At 73.4% G+C, this 14,979-nt stretch carries 14 protein-coding genes; 7 read left to right on the top strand and 7 right to left on the bottom strand.

Annotated elements, in window-relative coordinates; translation table 11 throughout:
- Window positions 1-63 precede the first annotated feature (63 nt).
- On the top strand, window positions 64-777 hold the full coding sequence (locus tag ACWEPF_RS11435; RefSeq protein ID WP_452172401.1) for an MOSC domain-containing protein: 714 nt from the start codon (window positions 64-66) through the stop codon (window positions 775-777).
- Here ACWEPF_RS11435 and ACWEPF_RS11430 read toward each other — a convergent pair.
- The 7 genes from ACWEPF_RS11430 to ACWEPF_RS11400 all read right to left on the bottom strand — a co-directional run bounded on the left by ACWEPF_RS11430 (window position 761) and on the right by ACWEPF_RS11400 (window position 8,174).
- Window positions 761-1,195, bottom strand: a complete 435-nt coding sequence (locus ACWEPF_RS11430) for an HIT family protein (protein WP_452172400.1) — start codon at window positions 1,193-1,195, stop codon at window positions 761-763. The genes ACWEPF_RS11435 and ACWEPF_RS11430 overlap by 17 nt on opposite strands.
- Window positions 1,192-2,442, bottom strand: coding sequence for an MFS transporter (locus tag ACWEPF_RS11425; protein WP_452172399.1), 1,251 nt, complete (start codon window positions 2,440-2,442; stop codon window positions 1,192-1,194). Before ACWEPF_RS11425 ends, ACWEPF_RS11430 begins: the two co-directional genes overlap by 4 nt.
- The gene (locus tag ACWEPF_RS11420) at window positions 2,439-4,376 is read right to left on the bottom strand and encodes a radical SAM protein (protein ID WP_452172398.1); all 1,938 of its coding nucleotides are present in this window, start codon (window positions 4,374-4,376) and stop codon (window positions 2,439-2,441) included. Before ACWEPF_RS11420 ends, ACWEPF_RS11425 begins: the two co-directional genes overlap by 4 nt.
- 29 nt (window positions 4,377-4,405) lie before the next feature.
- Entirely contained in the window at window positions 4,406-5,425 is a 1,020-nt protein-coding gene (locus ACWEPF_RS11415; RefSeq protein WP_452172397.1) for a radical SAM protein, read from the bottom strand.
- Window positions 5,426-5,472: 47 nt separating this feature from the next.
- The gene (locus tag ACWEPF_RS11410) at window positions 5,473-5,667 is read right to left on the bottom strand and encodes a hypothetical protein (protein ID WP_452172396.1); all 195 of its coding nucleotides are present in this window, start codon (window positions 5,665-5,667) and stop codon (window positions 5,473-5,475) included.
- 174 nt (window positions 5,668-5,841) lie between these two features.
- Window positions 5,842-7,446, bottom strand: a complete 1,605-nt coding sequence (locus ACWEPF_RS11405) for a YVTN family beta-propeller repeat protein (RefSeq protein ID WP_452172395.1) — start codon at window positions 7,444-7,446, stop codon at window positions 5,842-5,844.
- 356 nt (window positions 7,447-7,802) lie between these two features.
- Window positions 7,803-8,174, bottom strand: a complete 372-nt coding sequence (locus ACWEPF_RS11400) for a VOC family protein (protein WP_452172467.1) — start codon at window positions 8,172-8,174, stop codon at window positions 7,803-7,805.
- A gap of 231 nt (window positions 8,175-8,405) precedes the next feature.
- On the opposite strand from ACWEPF_RS11400, the gene ACWEPF_RS11395 reads away from it, so the two are divergent.
- The 6 genes from ACWEPF_RS11395 to ACWEPF_RS11370 are packed head-to-tail and all read left to right on the top strand — an operon-like array spanning window position 8,406 to window position 14,979.
- Entirely contained in the window at window positions 8,406-9,158 is a 753-nt protein-coding gene (locus ACWEPF_RS11395; protein ID WP_449797758.1) for a GntR family transcriptional regulator, read from the top strand.
- Between the two features lie 22 nt (window positions 9,159-9,180).
- A complete protein-coding gene (locus tag ACWEPF_RS11390) occupies window positions 9,181-9,408 on the top strand; it encodes a 4Fe-4S dicluster domain-containing protein (RefSeq protein WP_345278921.1) in 228 nt (75 codons plus the stop codon).
- 19 nt (window positions 9,409-9,427) lie between these two features.
- Window positions 9,428-10,816 carry an ABC transporter substrate-binding protein gene (locus tag ACWEPF_RS11385; RefSeq protein WP_452172394.1) on the top strand — a complete coding sequence of 463 codons (1,389 nt, stop codon included), beginning with the start codon at window positions 9,428-9,430 and terminating at the stop codon, window positions 10,814-10,816.
- A complete protein-coding gene (locus tag ACWEPF_RS11380) occupies window positions 10,813-11,586 on the top strand; it encodes an ABC transporter permease (protein ID WP_452172393.1) in 774 nt (257 codons plus the stop codon). The genes ACWEPF_RS11385 and ACWEPF_RS11380 overlap by 4 nt, the downstream gene beginning before the upstream one ends.
- Window positions 11,583-12,290: an ABC transporter ATP-binding protein gene (locus ACWEPF_RS11375; protein WP_345278927.1), complete on the top strand. Its 708-nt coding sequence runs from the start codon at window positions 11,583-11,585 to the stop codon at window positions 12,288-12,290. The genes ACWEPF_RS11380 and ACWEPF_RS11375 overlap by 4 nt, the downstream gene beginning before the upstream one ends.
- 28 nt (window positions 12,291-12,318) lie before the next feature.
- Complete coding sequence (locus tag ACWEPF_RS11370) at window positions 12,319-14,979, top strand: fumarate reductase/succinate dehydrogenase flavoprotein subunit (RefSeq protein ID WP_452172392.1); 2,661 nt, start codon at window positions 12,319-12,321, stop codon at window positions 14,977-14,979.

The raw sequence follows: 14,979 nt of genomic DNA, 5'->3' as shown, positions 1-14,979 counted from the left end.
TACCCGGCCGGTCGGGCTGTCATGGTCTAGACCAACTTCCGGTGCCGCCGCTACGCTCTCGTCATGGCAGAGATCATCGGCGTGATCGAGCGGCTGTGGCGCTACCCGGTCAAGTCGACCGGGGGCGAGCGGCTCGACTCCGTGGAGGTGGACGAGCGCGGACTGGCGGGCGACCGGCTGTACGCCGTCCGGGACGGGGCCGGGAAGCTCGGCTCCGGGAAGTCCACCCGGAGGTTCCGCCGGATGGACGGGCTGCTGCGGCTGGGCTCGCGGCTCGGCACCCGGCTGACCGCCCCCGAACTGCTCGACCCGCTGGGCAAGCCCGTCCCCGATCCGGACGCCTTCCTGCGCGCCTACCTCCAGCGCGAGGACGTCGAGCTGGCCCGGGAGGACACCGTCTCGCACTTCGACCAGCTGCCGGTGAGCGTGCTGACCACCGCGACCCTGGACTGGCTGCGCGCCGAGCTCCCGGAGACCGCCGTGGACGAACGCCGGTTCCGGCCGAACGTGCTGCTGCGCACCCCGCCGGGCACCGCCCCGTTCACCGAGGACACCTGGTTCGGCCGCAGCGCGGCCGCCCCCACCGGGCTGGTGCTGGCCTTCGTCCGCTCCAGCGAACGGTGCGTCATGTCCGGCACCGCCCAGCCCGGCCTGCCGCACGCGCCGGAGATCCTCAAGACCATCGACCACGCCCACGACGGTCGCCTGGACGCCCTGGCCACCGTCGCCCACCCAGGCCGCCTCCGGATCGGCGACCGGCTCACCCTGGAGGACTGACCGGGCCCCCGTCGGCGCCGAACGCCCGGACGATCAGGCGGGCGTCCTCCTCCAGCCGGGCCCGGGTGACGTACCCGCCCAGCGGGTTGGGCCGCAGGCCGTGCGGCCCCGGCACCACGGTGATCACCGGGTGCGGGTGGTCCGGGTGCTCCAGGTCCCAGCGGACGACGGCGTGCACCGCCCGCTCGGCGAACCCGGCCGCCTCCAGGGCCCGGACACAGCGCGGCAGCAGCCGGGCGGCCTCGGCCACCCCCTGCTCGCCACCGTCCGGCACCAGTACCAGCTGGCCCGGCGCGGACGGGGCGACGTCCATCACCACCAGCGCTTCCGGGGCGTCCAGCACCACGGTGGCCGGGCCGCGGCCCGCGCGGATCGCGCAGAACACGCAGTCCTCCGCGTACGCCGCCGCAGCGGTCATCGAGCGGCCTCCGCCGGCTCCTCCACCGGCCCCCCGGCTCGCCAGGCCGCGGCCGAGAGCGGGCGGGATCGGGCGGCGGCCAGGGCCAGCGCGGTGACCAGCAGCCCGGCGCAGATCACCCCGCAGGCGATCCGGTAGTCGGTGACGGTGACCAGCCAGGCGCCGAGCGCCACCCCGATGCCCTGCGGCACCCCGATCACGAACTGCATCGCCCCGTGCACCCGGCCCAACTGCTCGCGCGGAGCCCTGGACTGAACGGTCGTCACCATCGCGACGATGCACATCGGCAGCCCGGCGCCGGCCACCAGCATCGCCGTCACCACCAACGGCAGCACCCCGGTGCCCTGGAGCAGTGCGGAGAGCGCGAAACAGGCCAGGCCGGCGAGCATCAGCCGTCCGAGCCCGACGCCCTTGCCGAAGCGGGCCAGCAGGGTGCCCGAGACGATGGTCGCGAAGCCCTGGAGGGTGATGAGGAAGGCCAGGTAGGTGGCCGACCGGCCGAGCCCCTGGGTGACCATGGCCAGGCCGACCGACTCGAAGAAGTTCAGGAAGAAGAGCGAACCGGCCGCCGCGTAGACCACCACCCGCAGCAGGCCGTCGCCGTGGATCACGGCCTGTCCGCGCCGGACGTCCCGGCCCAGCGCGCGCAGCGAGAACGGCTCCGACTCGGCGGCGGCGGGGGCCAGCGGAAGCAGCAGCACCAGGGCCGCGGCGGCCAGGTGGAGCAGGCAGACCGCCGTCACGGTGAGCCCGATCCCGGAGGCCGCGTACATCCCGACCCCGGCCAGCGGCATGACCACCCGCAGGCCCCGGCTGAGCGTCTGGTGCAGCGCGTTGACCTGTACGAGGGCGTCGTCCTCGAAGAGCTGGGTGATGCCGACCGACTGCGCGGTGTCCGCCATCGCGCCGAGCGCGCCGTACAGGAAGCCGACCGCGTAGAGCAGCGGCAGCACCGGGCGGCCGTCGCCGAGCTGAAGGGTGGTCAGCACCGCTGCGGTGGCGCCCAGCGGCAGCACCAGCGCCCAGCGGGTGGGCAGCCGGTCCACCAGGGCCCCGGTGAGCGGGGAGGTCAGGCCGCCGGCCGTCACGAACAGCATGGTGAGCCCGGCCAGCCCGGCCGAGCCGGTGTCCTGCTGCACCCAGACCGCCAGGGCCAGGGTGAGCAGGTAGCGGGCAGCGGCGCCGAGCAGGTCGGAGCCGAAGAACAGGGCGGCGGAGCGCTGGCGCAGCAGCGCGCCCAGGCTCACCGGGCCACCAGGTCGAGGGCGCGGCGGCTCTCGTCCGCGCGCAGCCAGGGCAGGTCCAGGCGCTGCTCCCGGGCCGGCCGGTGCTCCCGCAGATCGATCCGCTCGAAGACCGGCAGGGCCAGCAGCTTGCGGTCGCTCTCGAAGAGCAGTCCGGCCTCGCCCAGGGCGTCGGCCGCGTAGCGGAGTTCGGCCTCCGGCCGGCCGGTCTCCCGGGTCAGCGTGCGCAGGCTCTTGGCCTCCACCGCGACGGCGTTGAGCAGGGCGACCTCGGCCGGGTCGACCACCTCCACGTGCCGGTTGGCCTTGCCGACCACGTACTCGACGTCGACGAAGCCCCGGCCCCGGTAGGCGGTCGTCCGGTACCCGGCGTCCCGCAGCTTCCACCACTCGTCCACGGTGGCGATCAGCGCGGAGTGGTCGAGCGGGGCCCGGTCCCCCTTGGTCTCGAAGGCGTAGCCCGCGTGGAAGGAGAGCAGCGGGCCGACGGCCTGCCGCACCTCCTCCGGGTAGCAGGCGGTCTCCGGCAGCGGGGAGAGCGAGGCGATGCCGTAGGAGTCGAGGTCGTTGAAGATCGGGCTGCCCAGGCTGACCACGAACTCACTGATCACCGGTGGGGCCAGCGGGAAGAGCTTGCGCATGTTGGCGACCGCGATGTCGACGTCCTGCTGGGTGTCGAACGGGGCTCCGACGATGATGTTGTAGACCAGTGAGAGGTCCAACTGGGAGCACCAGCGCATCAGTTCGACGTAGTGGATGAGCTGGACACCCTTCAGGAATCGTCTGAGGTTCTCCGGGGCGAAGGACTCGATGCCGATCTGCAGGGTGGAGAGCCCGGCCCGCTTCATCGCGATCAGGGTCGGCAGGTCGACCAGTCCGGAGACCTCGGCGTCGATCCGAAGGTCGAGCCCGCGGGCGACCACCTCCTCGAAGACGTCCCGCCGCGAGGACATGTCCGGATCGGTGAAGGCGATGTCGACGCTCTTGGCGTCGGCCACCAACCGCTCGATCTGGTCCACCACCTCGCCGGCGGGGCGGCTGCGGTACGGGCCCCGGCTGGAGATGCTCTCGATGCAGAAGGTGCACTTGCCCCAGCTGCACGCCCGGGCGGACTCCACGCAGACCTTGGGCTGCGGGATCTCGCGGCGCTCGGCGGCCAGATGGATCGTCAGGTAGTCGTCCAGGTCCGGGGCGGGCGAGTCCGCCAGGGTCACCAGCTCGGCGGGCTTGGGACTGCTGTGTGCGGTGCCGTCCGGCGTCCGCCAGGTGAGCCCGCCGATCCGCTCGAACCCGTCGTCCTCACCGGCCAGCACGGCCACGGCGAGCCGGTGCAGGGCCTTCTCGCCCTCACCGTTCACGATGAAGTCGATCTCCGGGTAGAGCCGGACCAGGCTCTCCGAGAACTGCTCGAACAGTGCGAGACCGCCGAGCACCACCTTGATCCCCGGGCGCTCCTCCTTGAGCCGCCTGGCGATGTAGATGCTGGACATCACCTGGACGTGGGTGGTGGTGAAGCCGACCAGCTGCGCGCCGGTGGCCAGCAGGTCCCGCACCACGTCCTCGCAGAACCGGTCCAGGGTGTCCAGCACCGGCGTGAGGTCGGGGGTGTCGAAGCGACGGTTGATCGCGGCGGTGAAGTCGGCACGGCGGTCCGGGTAGTAGAGGGCACCGAACAGGTGCTCGCCGTAGCCGTACTCGTGGACGTGGTGCCGCTCGTCCGGGCCCAGGTAGTCCAGCAGGTCCTTGTGGTAGTGCCGGCTGGTGGTGGGGATGCCCTGGCGGACCAGGTGACCCTTCAGGGTGGCGATCTGGAGCGAGGTGAAGGTCTCGATGTTCCACGGCATCGACACCAGCGCCACCCGGCCGGTCCTCACCGGCCCGCCCGTGGCGGTCTCGGCGGCGGTCTCGGCAGCTGTCTCGACGTCGGTCTCGTCCATGGGTTCGGCCGCGGAGCCGACCGGGGGCATCACAGCGCCGCCAGCAGGGCCTGGCGGTGGAACTCGGCGTCCAACTCTCGACTCTCCCATTTGCGTTCGACGTACTGCTGGCAGCCGTCACAGTGCCGGGCCCGGAATCCGGCGTCGGTCCGGACCGAGTCCTGGACCTCCGCCCGGAGCGCCTCGGCGGCGACCCGGTCCCGCAGGTCGGCCCGGAAGGGCAGGTAGAAGCAGGGCAGGTAGTGGCCCTGCGGGTCGATCACCATGCTGGTGAACGGCACGTCACAGGTCAGCCCGGCGGCCGGGTGCTCCCCGCGCAGGTTCCGGACGAAGCGCCCGTAGTCCAGCACGTTCGGGATCTGCTCCCGGGTGTAGGTGGCGGCGACGGCGGCCAGCTGGCGGGTCACCACCTCGATCTGGGCGTCCGTCAGCCCACCGGCCCGGGCCGTACGCAGCGGCAGCGCGCCGCCTCGGCCGAAGGCCTCGTCGGTGAGCGAGGGCACCCGGAGGAAGACCAGATGGGCCCCGGCGGCGAAGGAGGCCTCGGCCAGCGCCTCCAGCTGGTCGTGGTTCTCGCGCTGGATCACGAAGCTGACCGAGACGGTGGCCGCCGTCTCCTCGCGCAGCCTGCGGATCCAGGCGAAGGCGGAGTCGAACAGGTCGATCCCGCGGGTCTTGCGGTAGGTGGCGGCGTCCGCCCCGTCCACCGAGACCATGTACATCGTGATCAGCGGCGCCAGCCGCTGGTACACCGGGGCCAGGCCGCTGGTGCTGGTGATGAGCGTCAGCGTACGGCTGAGCGGCGCCAACTCCTCGACCATGCCCGGCAGTTCCGGGTGCAAGGTGGGCTCCCCGCCCGTGATGCAGATGTTCTCGAGCGGGGAGAGCCCGTGGAGAGTCGGCAGCACCAGCTCGTGGAACACCTCGGCCGGCATGGACTTCGGCGCTGCCAGACGCCAGTAGTCGCACAGCCGGCAGCGCGAGTCGCAGACCTCGTTGACCTGCAACGAGATCCGGTTCACCCGCCGGAGGTCCGGAAGCTCGGACACCTTTCAACTCCCCCCTTGGTCCTACTGGTTCCATCCGCCGTGACGGTTTACGGGTATCCGGGCGGGCCCGAACCACCAGCGGTCACGACGCGGTCGCGGTGGCGCTCCAGAATGCTGTTCAACAGCGCCTCGTCGGCCGCCGACGTGTCGGTGCCGTGCTCGACGCCCTTGACCAGCTCGGACTCCTCGACCGCGGTCGCCAGGTCATCCCCGGCGACGCGTGCTGCGCGTCCCCTGCTCATCTGCCTACACCTCCCCCCAAGGGTGTAACGGAGTGACACGTGAAATGTGTCATGTGAAATGACACTAGGGGGGGACGAGGTGCCCGTCAACGACTTTCTCCGCCCGCGACCGTTCCCTGGAACGGGTCCGGCCGAGCCCCCGGTGGGGACTCGGCCGGCGCGGAGCGGTGGGAGTCAGCCGAGCCGGATCAGGCCGGCCCGGGCGGTGGCGGGCTTCAGGGCCGGGGTGCCGGCGAAGGAGGCCTGGTAGCCACCGGAGAGGACCACGGTGAGCAGCGGGACCAGGCCGCTGCAGGTGGCGGTGCCGTGGGCGTTGGTGACGGCGGTGCAGACGGTGGCGCTGCCGACGGTGAACCTGACGGTCTGTCCGGCCGCCGGGAGGTGGGCGGTGGTGTCGGTCAGGGTGGCGGAGAGGGTCAGGCCGACGGTCAGGCCGCCCGCGCCGACCGAGAACAGGGTGGGTGCGGCGCTCAGCGCGGTGGAGTGCGGGGTGCCCGGGTCGGTGACCACGGTGTAGGTGAAGCGGTCGGCCGCCGAGGTGGCGCTGCTGCCGCCCGGGGTGGTGACGGTGAGGTCGACCGTCCCGGTGCCCGCCGGGGCGACCGCGGTCAGCCGGTTGTCGGTCGCGACGCTGAACGAACTGGCCTCGGTGGAGCCGAACTTGACCGAACTCGCACCCGACAGGCCGGTGCCGTCGACGGTGACCACGGTGCCGCCGGCGGCCGGGCCGCTCGACGGGCTGATGCCGGAGACCACGGGGGCGGGCACCGGGGCCTGCGGGCGGACGAAGGCCAGGCCGTACGGGTCGGTGCCGACCGGGACGACGGCGGTCAGGGTGCGGGTGGCGGTGTCGACCACGGAGACCCGGTCGCCCGGGAAGTCGGTGGCGTAGAGGGTGGCGCCGCTCGGGTCCAGCGCGACGCCGCGCACCTTGCCGGCCGCCAGGCTGCCGCTGACGGTCTGGGTGGAGGTGTCCACCACGGTCAGGTTGGCGGCGGCGTTGAAGCTGCCGAGGTAGAGGCTGCCGCCGTCCGGTGAGACCACCGCCGCGTTGGTGCCCGCGCCGACCGACAGGGCCGCGACCACGGTGTTGGTGGCGGTGTCGATGGTGTTGAGGGTGGCGCTGCTGTAGCCGCCGACGTAAACCTTGCTGCCGTCGGGGCTGACCGCGACGGCCTCCGGGAACTGGGCCACCGGGATGGTGGCGGTCACCGTGGCACTGGCGGTGTCGATCACCGAGACGGTGTTGGAGTCGGAGTCCGCCACGTAGACCCGCGAACCGTCGGGCGTGACCGCCAGGTTGAACGGCTGGGAGCCGACCGGGACGGTGACCGCCACGGTGTTGCTGGCGGTGTCGATCACCGAGACGGTGTTGGCGTTGAAGTCGGCCACGTAGACCCGGGAGCCGTCGGGGCTGACGGCCAGTCCGTTGGGCCCGTCGCCGACCGGGACGGTGGCGGTCACCGTGTTGCTCGCGGTGGAGATCACCGAGACCGCGTCCGAGCCGCTGTCGGCGACGTAGACCCGGCCGCCGTCGGGGGCGGCCGCCACGCCGCGCGGGGCGTCGCCGACCGGCACGGTGGCGGCAACCGTGCCGGTGGCGGTGTCCACCACGGAGACGTCGTCGGTGCCGGAGTTGGCCACGTACAGGTGGCCGGTGCCGACGGCCGCGTGCGCGGTACCCGGCGCGGCCAGGGTGGCGGCGACGGCGAGCGGGGCGGTCAGCAGCAGCGCCGTGAGGGCTGCCGCCGGGCGGCGCAGTACAGCGGATATGGGCATGGGTGGTCTCTCTACTCGGACGCCTGGAAGGCAAGGGTGGCGTCAACGGCGGTGGACCGTCACACAGTTGACGCGCCCCCCGCTGGACGCCATCCGTTGTAGGCGGCCCGCGCCGGGCGCGTCCATCGAACGCCGGACACCGGGCGTCCGTCACACCTCCCCCACCAGCCGTCCACACCACCCGCACCCGATGTGCCGCCGTACCCCTGGGACGTGGGACACCTCATGAGTCGATCTGCGTCCCATCAGCCACACCCACCACAGCTCTCGCAGCAGGCGGCGCGCGAGAACTCGACCGGCGCGCGCCGCACTAAACGCGCCGTGCACCGAGCTGCGCGCGGGGAACACCCGAACGATCAGTGCGCCTTCACCAGACAGAAGGGGTGCCCCGCCGGGTCCACGTAGACCCGCCAGCCGGTCTCGACGTCCTTGCGGACCGCGCCGAGCGCCAGCACCCGCGCCTCGGCCTCGTCCAGGTCCGCCACCTCCACGTCCAGGTGGAGCTGCTGGGGGTGGGCCGGGTCCGGCCACATCGGCGGGCGGTAGTCCTCCACGCGCTGGAAGCCCAGCACCATCCCGCCGGGCACGTGCACGGTGGACCACTCCTCGTCCAGGGACCAGCGCGGGTCCGGCCGGTCGAGCTCGCCGCCGAGCAGCTCGGCGTAGAAGTGGGCCAGCCCCGCCGGGTAGTGGCAGTCCAGCACCACGCACTGCAGCTTGCCGATCATCATGTGCTCCCAAGGCTCGGACACCGGTGCCCCCAGCATCCCGCGCGCCCGCCCACCGGGCCCGTCCCGACACGGCGCCGCGGTGGCAGTACGGCCGGCCGTACCGGAATCGCCGCAGGCCAGGCAGGTGGAGACGGACCGTCAGGTGGCGTAATGCCGCCGCAACGAAAAACCCGTCGGTACGGCCCTAGGGTTCTGGCGAACCGACCCCCTCCCCCTCGGAGCACCGCGATGACCAGCGAGAACGGCACCCGACCGACGGCCCGGCGGCTGCGCGCCGACCGCGCCCGGCAGGTGGCCGACGTGCTGCGCCGCCAGGTGCTGGACGGCCGGGGGGCGGCACGTTCGCTGCCGCACGAGGACCGGCTGGCCGAGGAGTTCGGCACCTCCCGGAACACCGTCCGGGAGGCGCTGGACCTGCTCCGCGAGGAGGGCCTGATCCGCCGGGTGCCCGGCTCCGGGACCCAGGTGGTGGCGGAGAAGGTGCCGCACGGCCTGAACCGGCTGGAGGGCCTGGCCGAGACCCTGCACGAGCACGGCGACGTGGTCAACGAGGTGCGGGCGTTCGGCCCGGTCCGGGCCCCCGGCCCGGTGGCCCGGCGGTTCGGGCTGCCGGACGGCGCCGAGGTGGTCTACGTGGAACGGCTGCGGCGGCTGAACGGGCTGCCGCTCTCGCTCGACCTCACCTACCTGGCCCCGGACATCGGGGCGGAGCTGGACGCCGCCGACCTGGCCGGGCAGGACATCTTCCGGCTGATCGAGGAGGTGGCCGGCCAGCCGCTCGGCCGGGCCGACATCACCCTGGAGGCGGTCAACGCCGACCCGCACTCCGCCACCGTGCTCGAAGTCCCGCGCGGCGCCGCCCTGTTGATGCTGGAGCGGCTGACCACCCTGGCCGACGGCCGGCCCGTCGACCTGGAGTACGTGCGCTTCCGCGGCGACCGGCTCACCATGCGCGGGCAGCTGCTGCGCGACCTCCCCTGACACCCTCCCGAGAGGCAACCCCATGGCACTCGCCGACCACCGCTCCGACGTGCCCGTGACCATCGACGCCTCGCTCTGCATCGAGGGCTGCACGCTCTGCGTGGAGATGTGCCCGCTGGACTCGCTGGCCATCGACCAGGAGAACGGCAAGGCCTACATGCACGTGGACGAGTGCTGGTACTGCGGCCCGTGCGCCGCCCGCTGCCCCACCGGGGCGGTCACCGTCAACATGCCCTATCTGCTCCGATAGTTGAGGAAGCCCCCAGACCATGAGAGCACGCACCGGCGCCCTGCTGGCCGCCGCGACGCTGACCGCCGCCACCGCCTGCTCCTCCGCCGACGGGGCGGCCGGGGGCGGCAGCACCGTCCAGGTGGTGGTGGGCTACCAGTCCAAGACCATCAACACCGTCACGGCCGGCACCCTGCTGCGCGCCCAGGGGTACTTCGAGCGGCGCCTGGCCGAGCTCGGGAAGCAGAACGGCAAGACCTACACCGTGAGTTGGCAGGACTACGACTCCGGCGCCCCGATCACCGCGCAGATGCTCGCCGACAAGACCGACATCGGCTCGATGGGCGACTACCCGCTGCTGATCAACGGCTCCCGCGCCCAGGAGGCCGGCGGCCCCGGCACCCGGCTGGTCTCGGTGACCGGCTACAACCTGCTCGGCGCCCTCAACTCCGTGGTGGTGCCGAAGGATTCGCCCGCGCACACCCTGGCCGACCTCAAGGGCAGGAAGGTCTCCACCTCGGTCGGCTCGGCCGCCGACGGCACCCTGGTGCAGGCGCTGCGCAAGGCCGGGGTGCCGGACGACGGGATCCAGAAGCAGAACCAGCAGCCGGCCGTCGGCGCCTCGGCCCTCAAGGCGGGCGGCGTGGACGCGCTGGCCCAGTTCGTCGCCTGGCCCGGCGCGGTGGTCTTCGCCGGGGACGGCCGGCTGCTCTACGACGGCGCCGCGCTGGCCAGGCCCACCCTGCACGGGGTGGTGGTCCGGCAGAAGTTCGGCACCGAGCGGCCCGAGGTGGTGAACGCCTTCCTGGCCGCCCAGCAGGACGCCACCGAGTACCTCAACGAGCAGCCGCTGGCCGCCAGTCGGAAGGTCGCCGAGGCCACCGGCCTGCCCGCCGAGGTGGTGCACCTGTACAACGGCCCCAACGGCATCGCCACCTTCGGCACCGAGCTCCGCCCCGAGCTGCTCACCGCGCTGCGCGAGGACGTGCCCTTCCTCAAGTCGGTCGGCGTGCTCAAGGCACTGGACCTGGACGCCTTCGTCGACCCCTCCTACCTGGCGAAGGCCGCGCTCCCGGCTGTCCCGCCGGCCCGGATCACCGGCACCGACGAGCTCTGCGGCCGGCCGGTCACCGACCCGGCCCTGGCCGGTGAACTCTGGCTGGAGGGCGAGGAGTCCACCCGGCCGGCCGCCGACCCGGGCTGCCTGCTGAAGGCCGTGAAGGCCGCCGAGGCGGGCGGGAAGAAGCTCCGCGCCGCCTACGTGCCGGACGCGGCCACCGGCACCCGGTGGTTCGCCGACCACGACCTGTGGGTGCGGGACGGGGCGAAGCTGCTGCCGTTCACCACCGAGGACGGCGCGAAGGCGTACCTGGCCGCGCACCCCGACGCCCGGCAGCTCTCCTACCGGGAAGCCCTGGCCGCCTCATGACCCGGCGCCTGGTGCGGCTGGCCGCGCTGCTCGGCGCCGTCGGGCTCTGGCAGCTGCTGACGGCGCAGCACGTCCGGCTCTGGGTGCGCTTCGACCACCTGCCGACGGCCGTCCAGGTCTGGCACGCCTTCGGCCTGCGGCTGGGCACCGAGGAGTACTGGCAGGACCTGACGGAGAGTCTGCGCCGGATCGGCACCGGCTTCCTGCTGGCCGGGCTGCTCGGCGTGGCCGCCGGGGTGCTCACCGCCCGTTCGCGCTGGGCCGCCGACCTGCTCGGCCCGGTGCTGGAGGTGGTCCGGCCGGTCCCGGCGATCGCGCTGGTGCCGGTCGCCATCATGCTCTTCCCCGAGAACGAGCAGGGCATCGTGGCGATCACCTTCGCCGCCGCCTTCTTCCCCGTCACGGTGGCCACCCGGCACGCGGTGCGGGCCGTGCCGCCGCTCTGGGAGGAGGCCGTGCGCACCATGGGCGGCGGCCGCGGGCGGGTGCTGTGGAGCGTGGTGCTGCCGGCCGCCCTGCCCGGGGTGGTCGGCGGGCTCTCGGTCGGCCTCGGGGTCTCCTGGATCTGCGTGATCTCGGCCGAGATGATCTCCGGTCAGTTCGGCGTCGGCTACCGCACCTGGCAGGCGTACACCGTGCTGGACTACCCCGGCGTGTTCGTCGGCATCGTCACCATCGGCCTGCTCGGCTGGCTCACCTCCGGCGCGGTCGAACTGCTCGGCCGCCGGCTGACCGCCTGGCTGCCGCCGCGCCCCGGAGGTGCCGGATGAGCCTGCGACTGACCGCCCGGGGCCTCTCGCTCGGGCACGCCGGGCACCCCGTGGTCGAGGGCCTGGACCTGGACGTCGCCCCCGGCGAACTGCTCACCGTGCTGGGTGCCTCCGGCTGCGGCAAGTCCACCCTGCTGCGCGCCCTGGCCGGCCTGCTGCCGCCCACCGGTGGCGAGCTGCTGGCCGACGGCGCCCCGCTGCGCGGCCCGTCCGCCGAGCGCGCCCTGGTCTTCCAGGAGGACGGCCTGCTGCCCTGGCGCAGCGCCCGCCGCAACGTCGAACTCCCGCTGGCCATCGCCGGGTTGCGCCGGCCGGAACGCCGGGAGCCGGCCCTCGGCTGGCTGCGGCGGGTCGGCCTGGAGGACCACCAGGACCGGCTGCCACGGCAGTTGTCCGGCGGGCAGCGGCAACGCGTCCAGCTGGCGCGGGCACTGGCCGGCTCGCCGAGGGCGCTGCTGATGGACGAGCCGTTCGGCGCGCTGGACGCGCAGAACCGGCATGCGATGCAGCAACTCCTGCTCACCGTACGGGAGAAGGAGGGCTGCACGGTGGTCTTCGTCACCCACGACGTGGACGAGGCACTGCTGCTCGGCGACCGGGTCGCGGTGCTCGGCGGCGGCCGCCTGCTGGCCCTGCACGAGGTGCCCCGCCCGTCCGCCGCCCGCCCCGAGCTGCGCGACCACCTGCTCGCCACGCTCTCCTGAACCCCTCCTCCGAAAGGCACGTCGACCCATGCAGATCCCCGAGCTGTCCGAGGCCCGCCGCCTGGAGTGCGACGTGCTGGTGATCGGCGGCGGCACCGCCGGCTCGATGGCCGCGATCAGCGCCGCCGAGGCGGGGGCCTCCGTGCTGCTGCTGGAGAAGGCCCACGTCCGCCACTCCGGCGCGCTGGCCATGGGCATGGACGGCGTCAACAACGCCGTCGTCCCCGGCCGGGCCGAGCCGGACGACTACGTCGCCGAGATCACCCGGGCCAACGACGGCATCGTGGACCAGCGGACGGTGCGGCAGACCGCCACCCGGGGCTTCGCCATGGTGCGGCGGCTGGAGGGGTACGGGGTCAAGTTCGAGAAGGACGAGTACGGCGAGTACCAGGTCCGCCAGGTGCACCGCAGCGGCTCGTACGTGCTGCCGATGCCGGAGGGCAAGGACGTCAAGAAGGTGCTCTACCGGGTGCTGAGGCAGCGTCACATGCGCGAGCGGATCACCATCGAGAACCGGGTGATGCCGGTGCGGGTGCTCACCGCCGGCGGACGGGCGGTCGGCGCGGCCGCCTTCGACACCCGCAGCGGGGAGTTCGTCACCGTCTCGGCCGGGGCGGTGGTGCTGGCCACCGGCCCCTGCGGCCGGCTCGGCCTGCCCAGCAGCGGCTACCTCTACGGGACGTACGAGAACCCGACCAACGCCGGGGACGGCTACGCGATGGCGTACCACGCGGGCGCCGAGCTGAGCGGCATCGAGTGCTTCCAGATCAACCCGCTGATCAAGGACTACAACGGGCCCGCCTGCGCGTACGTGGCCAACCCCTTCGGCGGCTACCAGGTGAACCGGCACGGCGAGCGCTTCGTCGACTCCGACTACTGGTCCGGGCAGATGATGGCCGAGTTCGCCGCCGAGGTGGCCTCCGACCGGGGCCCGGTCTACCTGCGCACCACCCACCTGCCGGAGGAGACCGTGCAGGCGCTGGAAGGCATCCTGCACACCACCGAACGCCCCACCCGGGGCACCTTCCACGCCGGGCGCGGGCACGACTACCGCACCCACGACATCGAGATGCACATCTCCGAGATCGGCCTGTGCGGCGGCCACTCCGCGAGCGGGGTCTGGGTGGACGAGAACGCGGCCACCACGGTGCCCGGGCTGTACGCGGCGGGGGACCTGGCCTGCGTGCCGCACAACTACATGATCGGCGCCTTCGTCTTCGGGGACCTGGCGGGGACCCACGCCGCCGCCCACCTGCCGTCCGCCCGGGCCCCGCTCCCCCTCGACCAGGTGGCCGCCGCCCACGAGCTGATCTACCGTCCGCTGCGCAACCCGGACGGGCCGCCGCAGCCGCAGGTGGAGTACAAGCTCCGACGCTTCGTCAACGACTACGTGGCGCCACCGAAGACCGGGGCCCGGCTGTCGGTGGCGCTGGAGCACTTCGAGCGGATGCGCGGCGAGGTGGCCGGGATCGGCGCCCGCACCCCGCACGAGCTGATGCGGGCCGTCGAGGTCGACTTCATCCGGGACTGCGCCGAGATGGCGGCCCGCTCCTCGCTGGCCCGCACCGAGAGCCGCTGGGGCCTCTACCACTCCCGGGTCGACCACCCCGGGCGGGACGACGAGCGCTGGTTCAGCCACCTCAACCTGCGCCGGACCGCGGCCGGGACGATGGAGTTCCTGACCCGGCCGGTCGCGCCCTACCTGGTGCCGGTGGACGGCCTCGTGCCCCCGGCCCTCCCCGTCACCGTCCTGGGCGAGGTGCACCCGCTGGTGGTCGGCCGGACCGGAGCCACCGTCAGCTCGGCCACCGCCGCCGCCCCCACCGCCTCCTCCTCCCCCGTCCTCCGCTCGCTGCTCCTCCTCGACGAGCCCACCCTCCCCGAGCTCCTCCCCTACCTCCACGACCCGGCCGCCGAAGTCCGCCGCACCGCCGTCGCCCTCACCACCGAGCACCCCTCGGACGGCACCGGGGCCGCCCTCGCCCGCACCCTGGCCGACGCCGACGCCTCCGTGCGCACCGCCGCGGTGGCCGCCCTGCGCGAGCTGCTCCCCGTCCTCACCGCCGCGCTCGGCCCCGCCCTGCTCCCGCACGCGGCCTCCCCCGACCCGGTGGTGCGCGCGGGCGTGCTCGAACTCTCCCGCGCCCTGCGCACGGGCGAACTCCCCCTCTACGCCTCCGCACGCACCGACGCCGCCGTCCCGGTCCGCCTCCAGGCCGTCCACGGCCTGGTCTCCCTCGACGCCGCCCCGGCCCTGCTCCCCTTCGCCGCCGACGGCGCCCGCGAGGTCCGGGTCGCCACCGCCGAGGGCCTGGGCACCATCGCCTCCCCCGTCGCCGTCCCCACCCTCACCACCCTCGCCACCGACCCCGACCCCCTGGTCCGCGCCGCCGCCTTCCAGGGCGCGGCCGGCCTCAACTGCCCCGACCCCCTCCTGACCCTGGCCACCACCCCCGACCCCGCCTGGCAGGTCCGCAGGACCGCCGCCACCGCCCTCGGCTCCGCCGCCGCCCTGGACGCCCTGCTCCCCTACCTCACCGACCCCGAGGCCGACGTCCGCAAATCCGCCGTCCGAGCCGCGGCCCCGCACGTGCGAACGGGCCCGGAGCTGGCCGAAGCCCTCCGAGCCCGTCTCGCCGACCCCGACGCCGATGTCCGCGCCTACGCGCGCCTGGCGCTCAAGGGGTGA

Source organism: Kitasatospora sp. NPDC004289, assembly GCF_053602875.1.
Note: the sequence above shows the minus strand (reverse complement) of the source record. Positions and strands in the feature narration are given on the sequence as shown.

What these genes read in the sequence shown, in the direction of transcription:
- ACWEPF_RS11405 (WP_452172395.1), bottom strand. Translation starts at nt 7,446, where the DNA reads ATGCCCATATCCGCTGTACTGCGCCGCCCGGCGGCAGCCCTCACGGCG.
- ACWEPF_RS11375 (WP_345278927.1), top strand. Translation starts at nt 11,583, where the DNA reads ATGAGCCTGCGACTGACCGCCCGGGGCCTCTCGCTCGGGCACGCCGGG.
- ACWEPF_RS11370 (WP_452172392.1), top strand. Translation starts at nt 12,319, where the DNA reads ATGCAGATCCCCGAGCTGTCCGAGGCCCGCCGCCTGGAGTGCGACGTG.
- ACWEPF_RS11385 (WP_452172394.1), top strand. Translation starts at nt 9,428, where the DNA reads ATGAGAGCACGCACCGGCGCCCTGCTGGCCGCCGCGACGCTGACCGCC.
- ACWEPF_RS11395 (WP_449797758.1), top strand. Translation starts at nt 8,406, where the DNA reads ATGACCAGCGAGAACGGCACCCGACCGACGGCCCGGCGGCTGCGCGCC.
- ACWEPF_RS11430 (WP_452172400.1), bottom strand. Translation starts at nt 1,195, where the DNA reads ATGACCGCTGCGGCGGCGTACGCGGAGGACTGCGTGTTCTGCGCGATC.
- ACWEPF_RS11400 (WP_452172467.1), bottom strand. Translation starts at nt 8,174, where the DNA reads ATGATCGGCAAGCTGCAGTGCGTGGTGCTGGACTGCCACTACCCGGCG.
- ACWEPF_RS11380 (WP_452172393.1), top strand. Translation starts at nt 10,813, where the DNA reads ATGACCCGGCGCCTGGTGCGGCTGGCCGCGCTGCTCGGCGCCGTCGGG.
- ACWEPF_RS11410 (WP_452172396.1), bottom strand. Translation starts at nt 5,667, where the DNA reads ATGAGCAGGGGACGCGCAGCACGCGTCGCCGGGGATGACCTGGCGACC.
- ACWEPF_RS11390 (WP_345278921.1), top strand. Translation starts at nt 9,181, where the DNA reads ATGGCACTCGCCGACCACCGCTCCGACGTGCCCGTGACCATCGACGCC.
- ACWEPF_RS11420 (WP_452172398.1), bottom strand. Translation starts at nt 4,376, where the DNA reads ATGGACGAGACCGACGTCGAGACAGCTGCCGAGACCGCCGCCGAGACC.
- ACWEPF_RS11435 (WP_452172401.1), top strand. Translation starts at nt 64, where the DNA reads ATGGCAGAGATCATCGGCGTGATCGAGCGGCTGTGGCGCTACCCGGTC.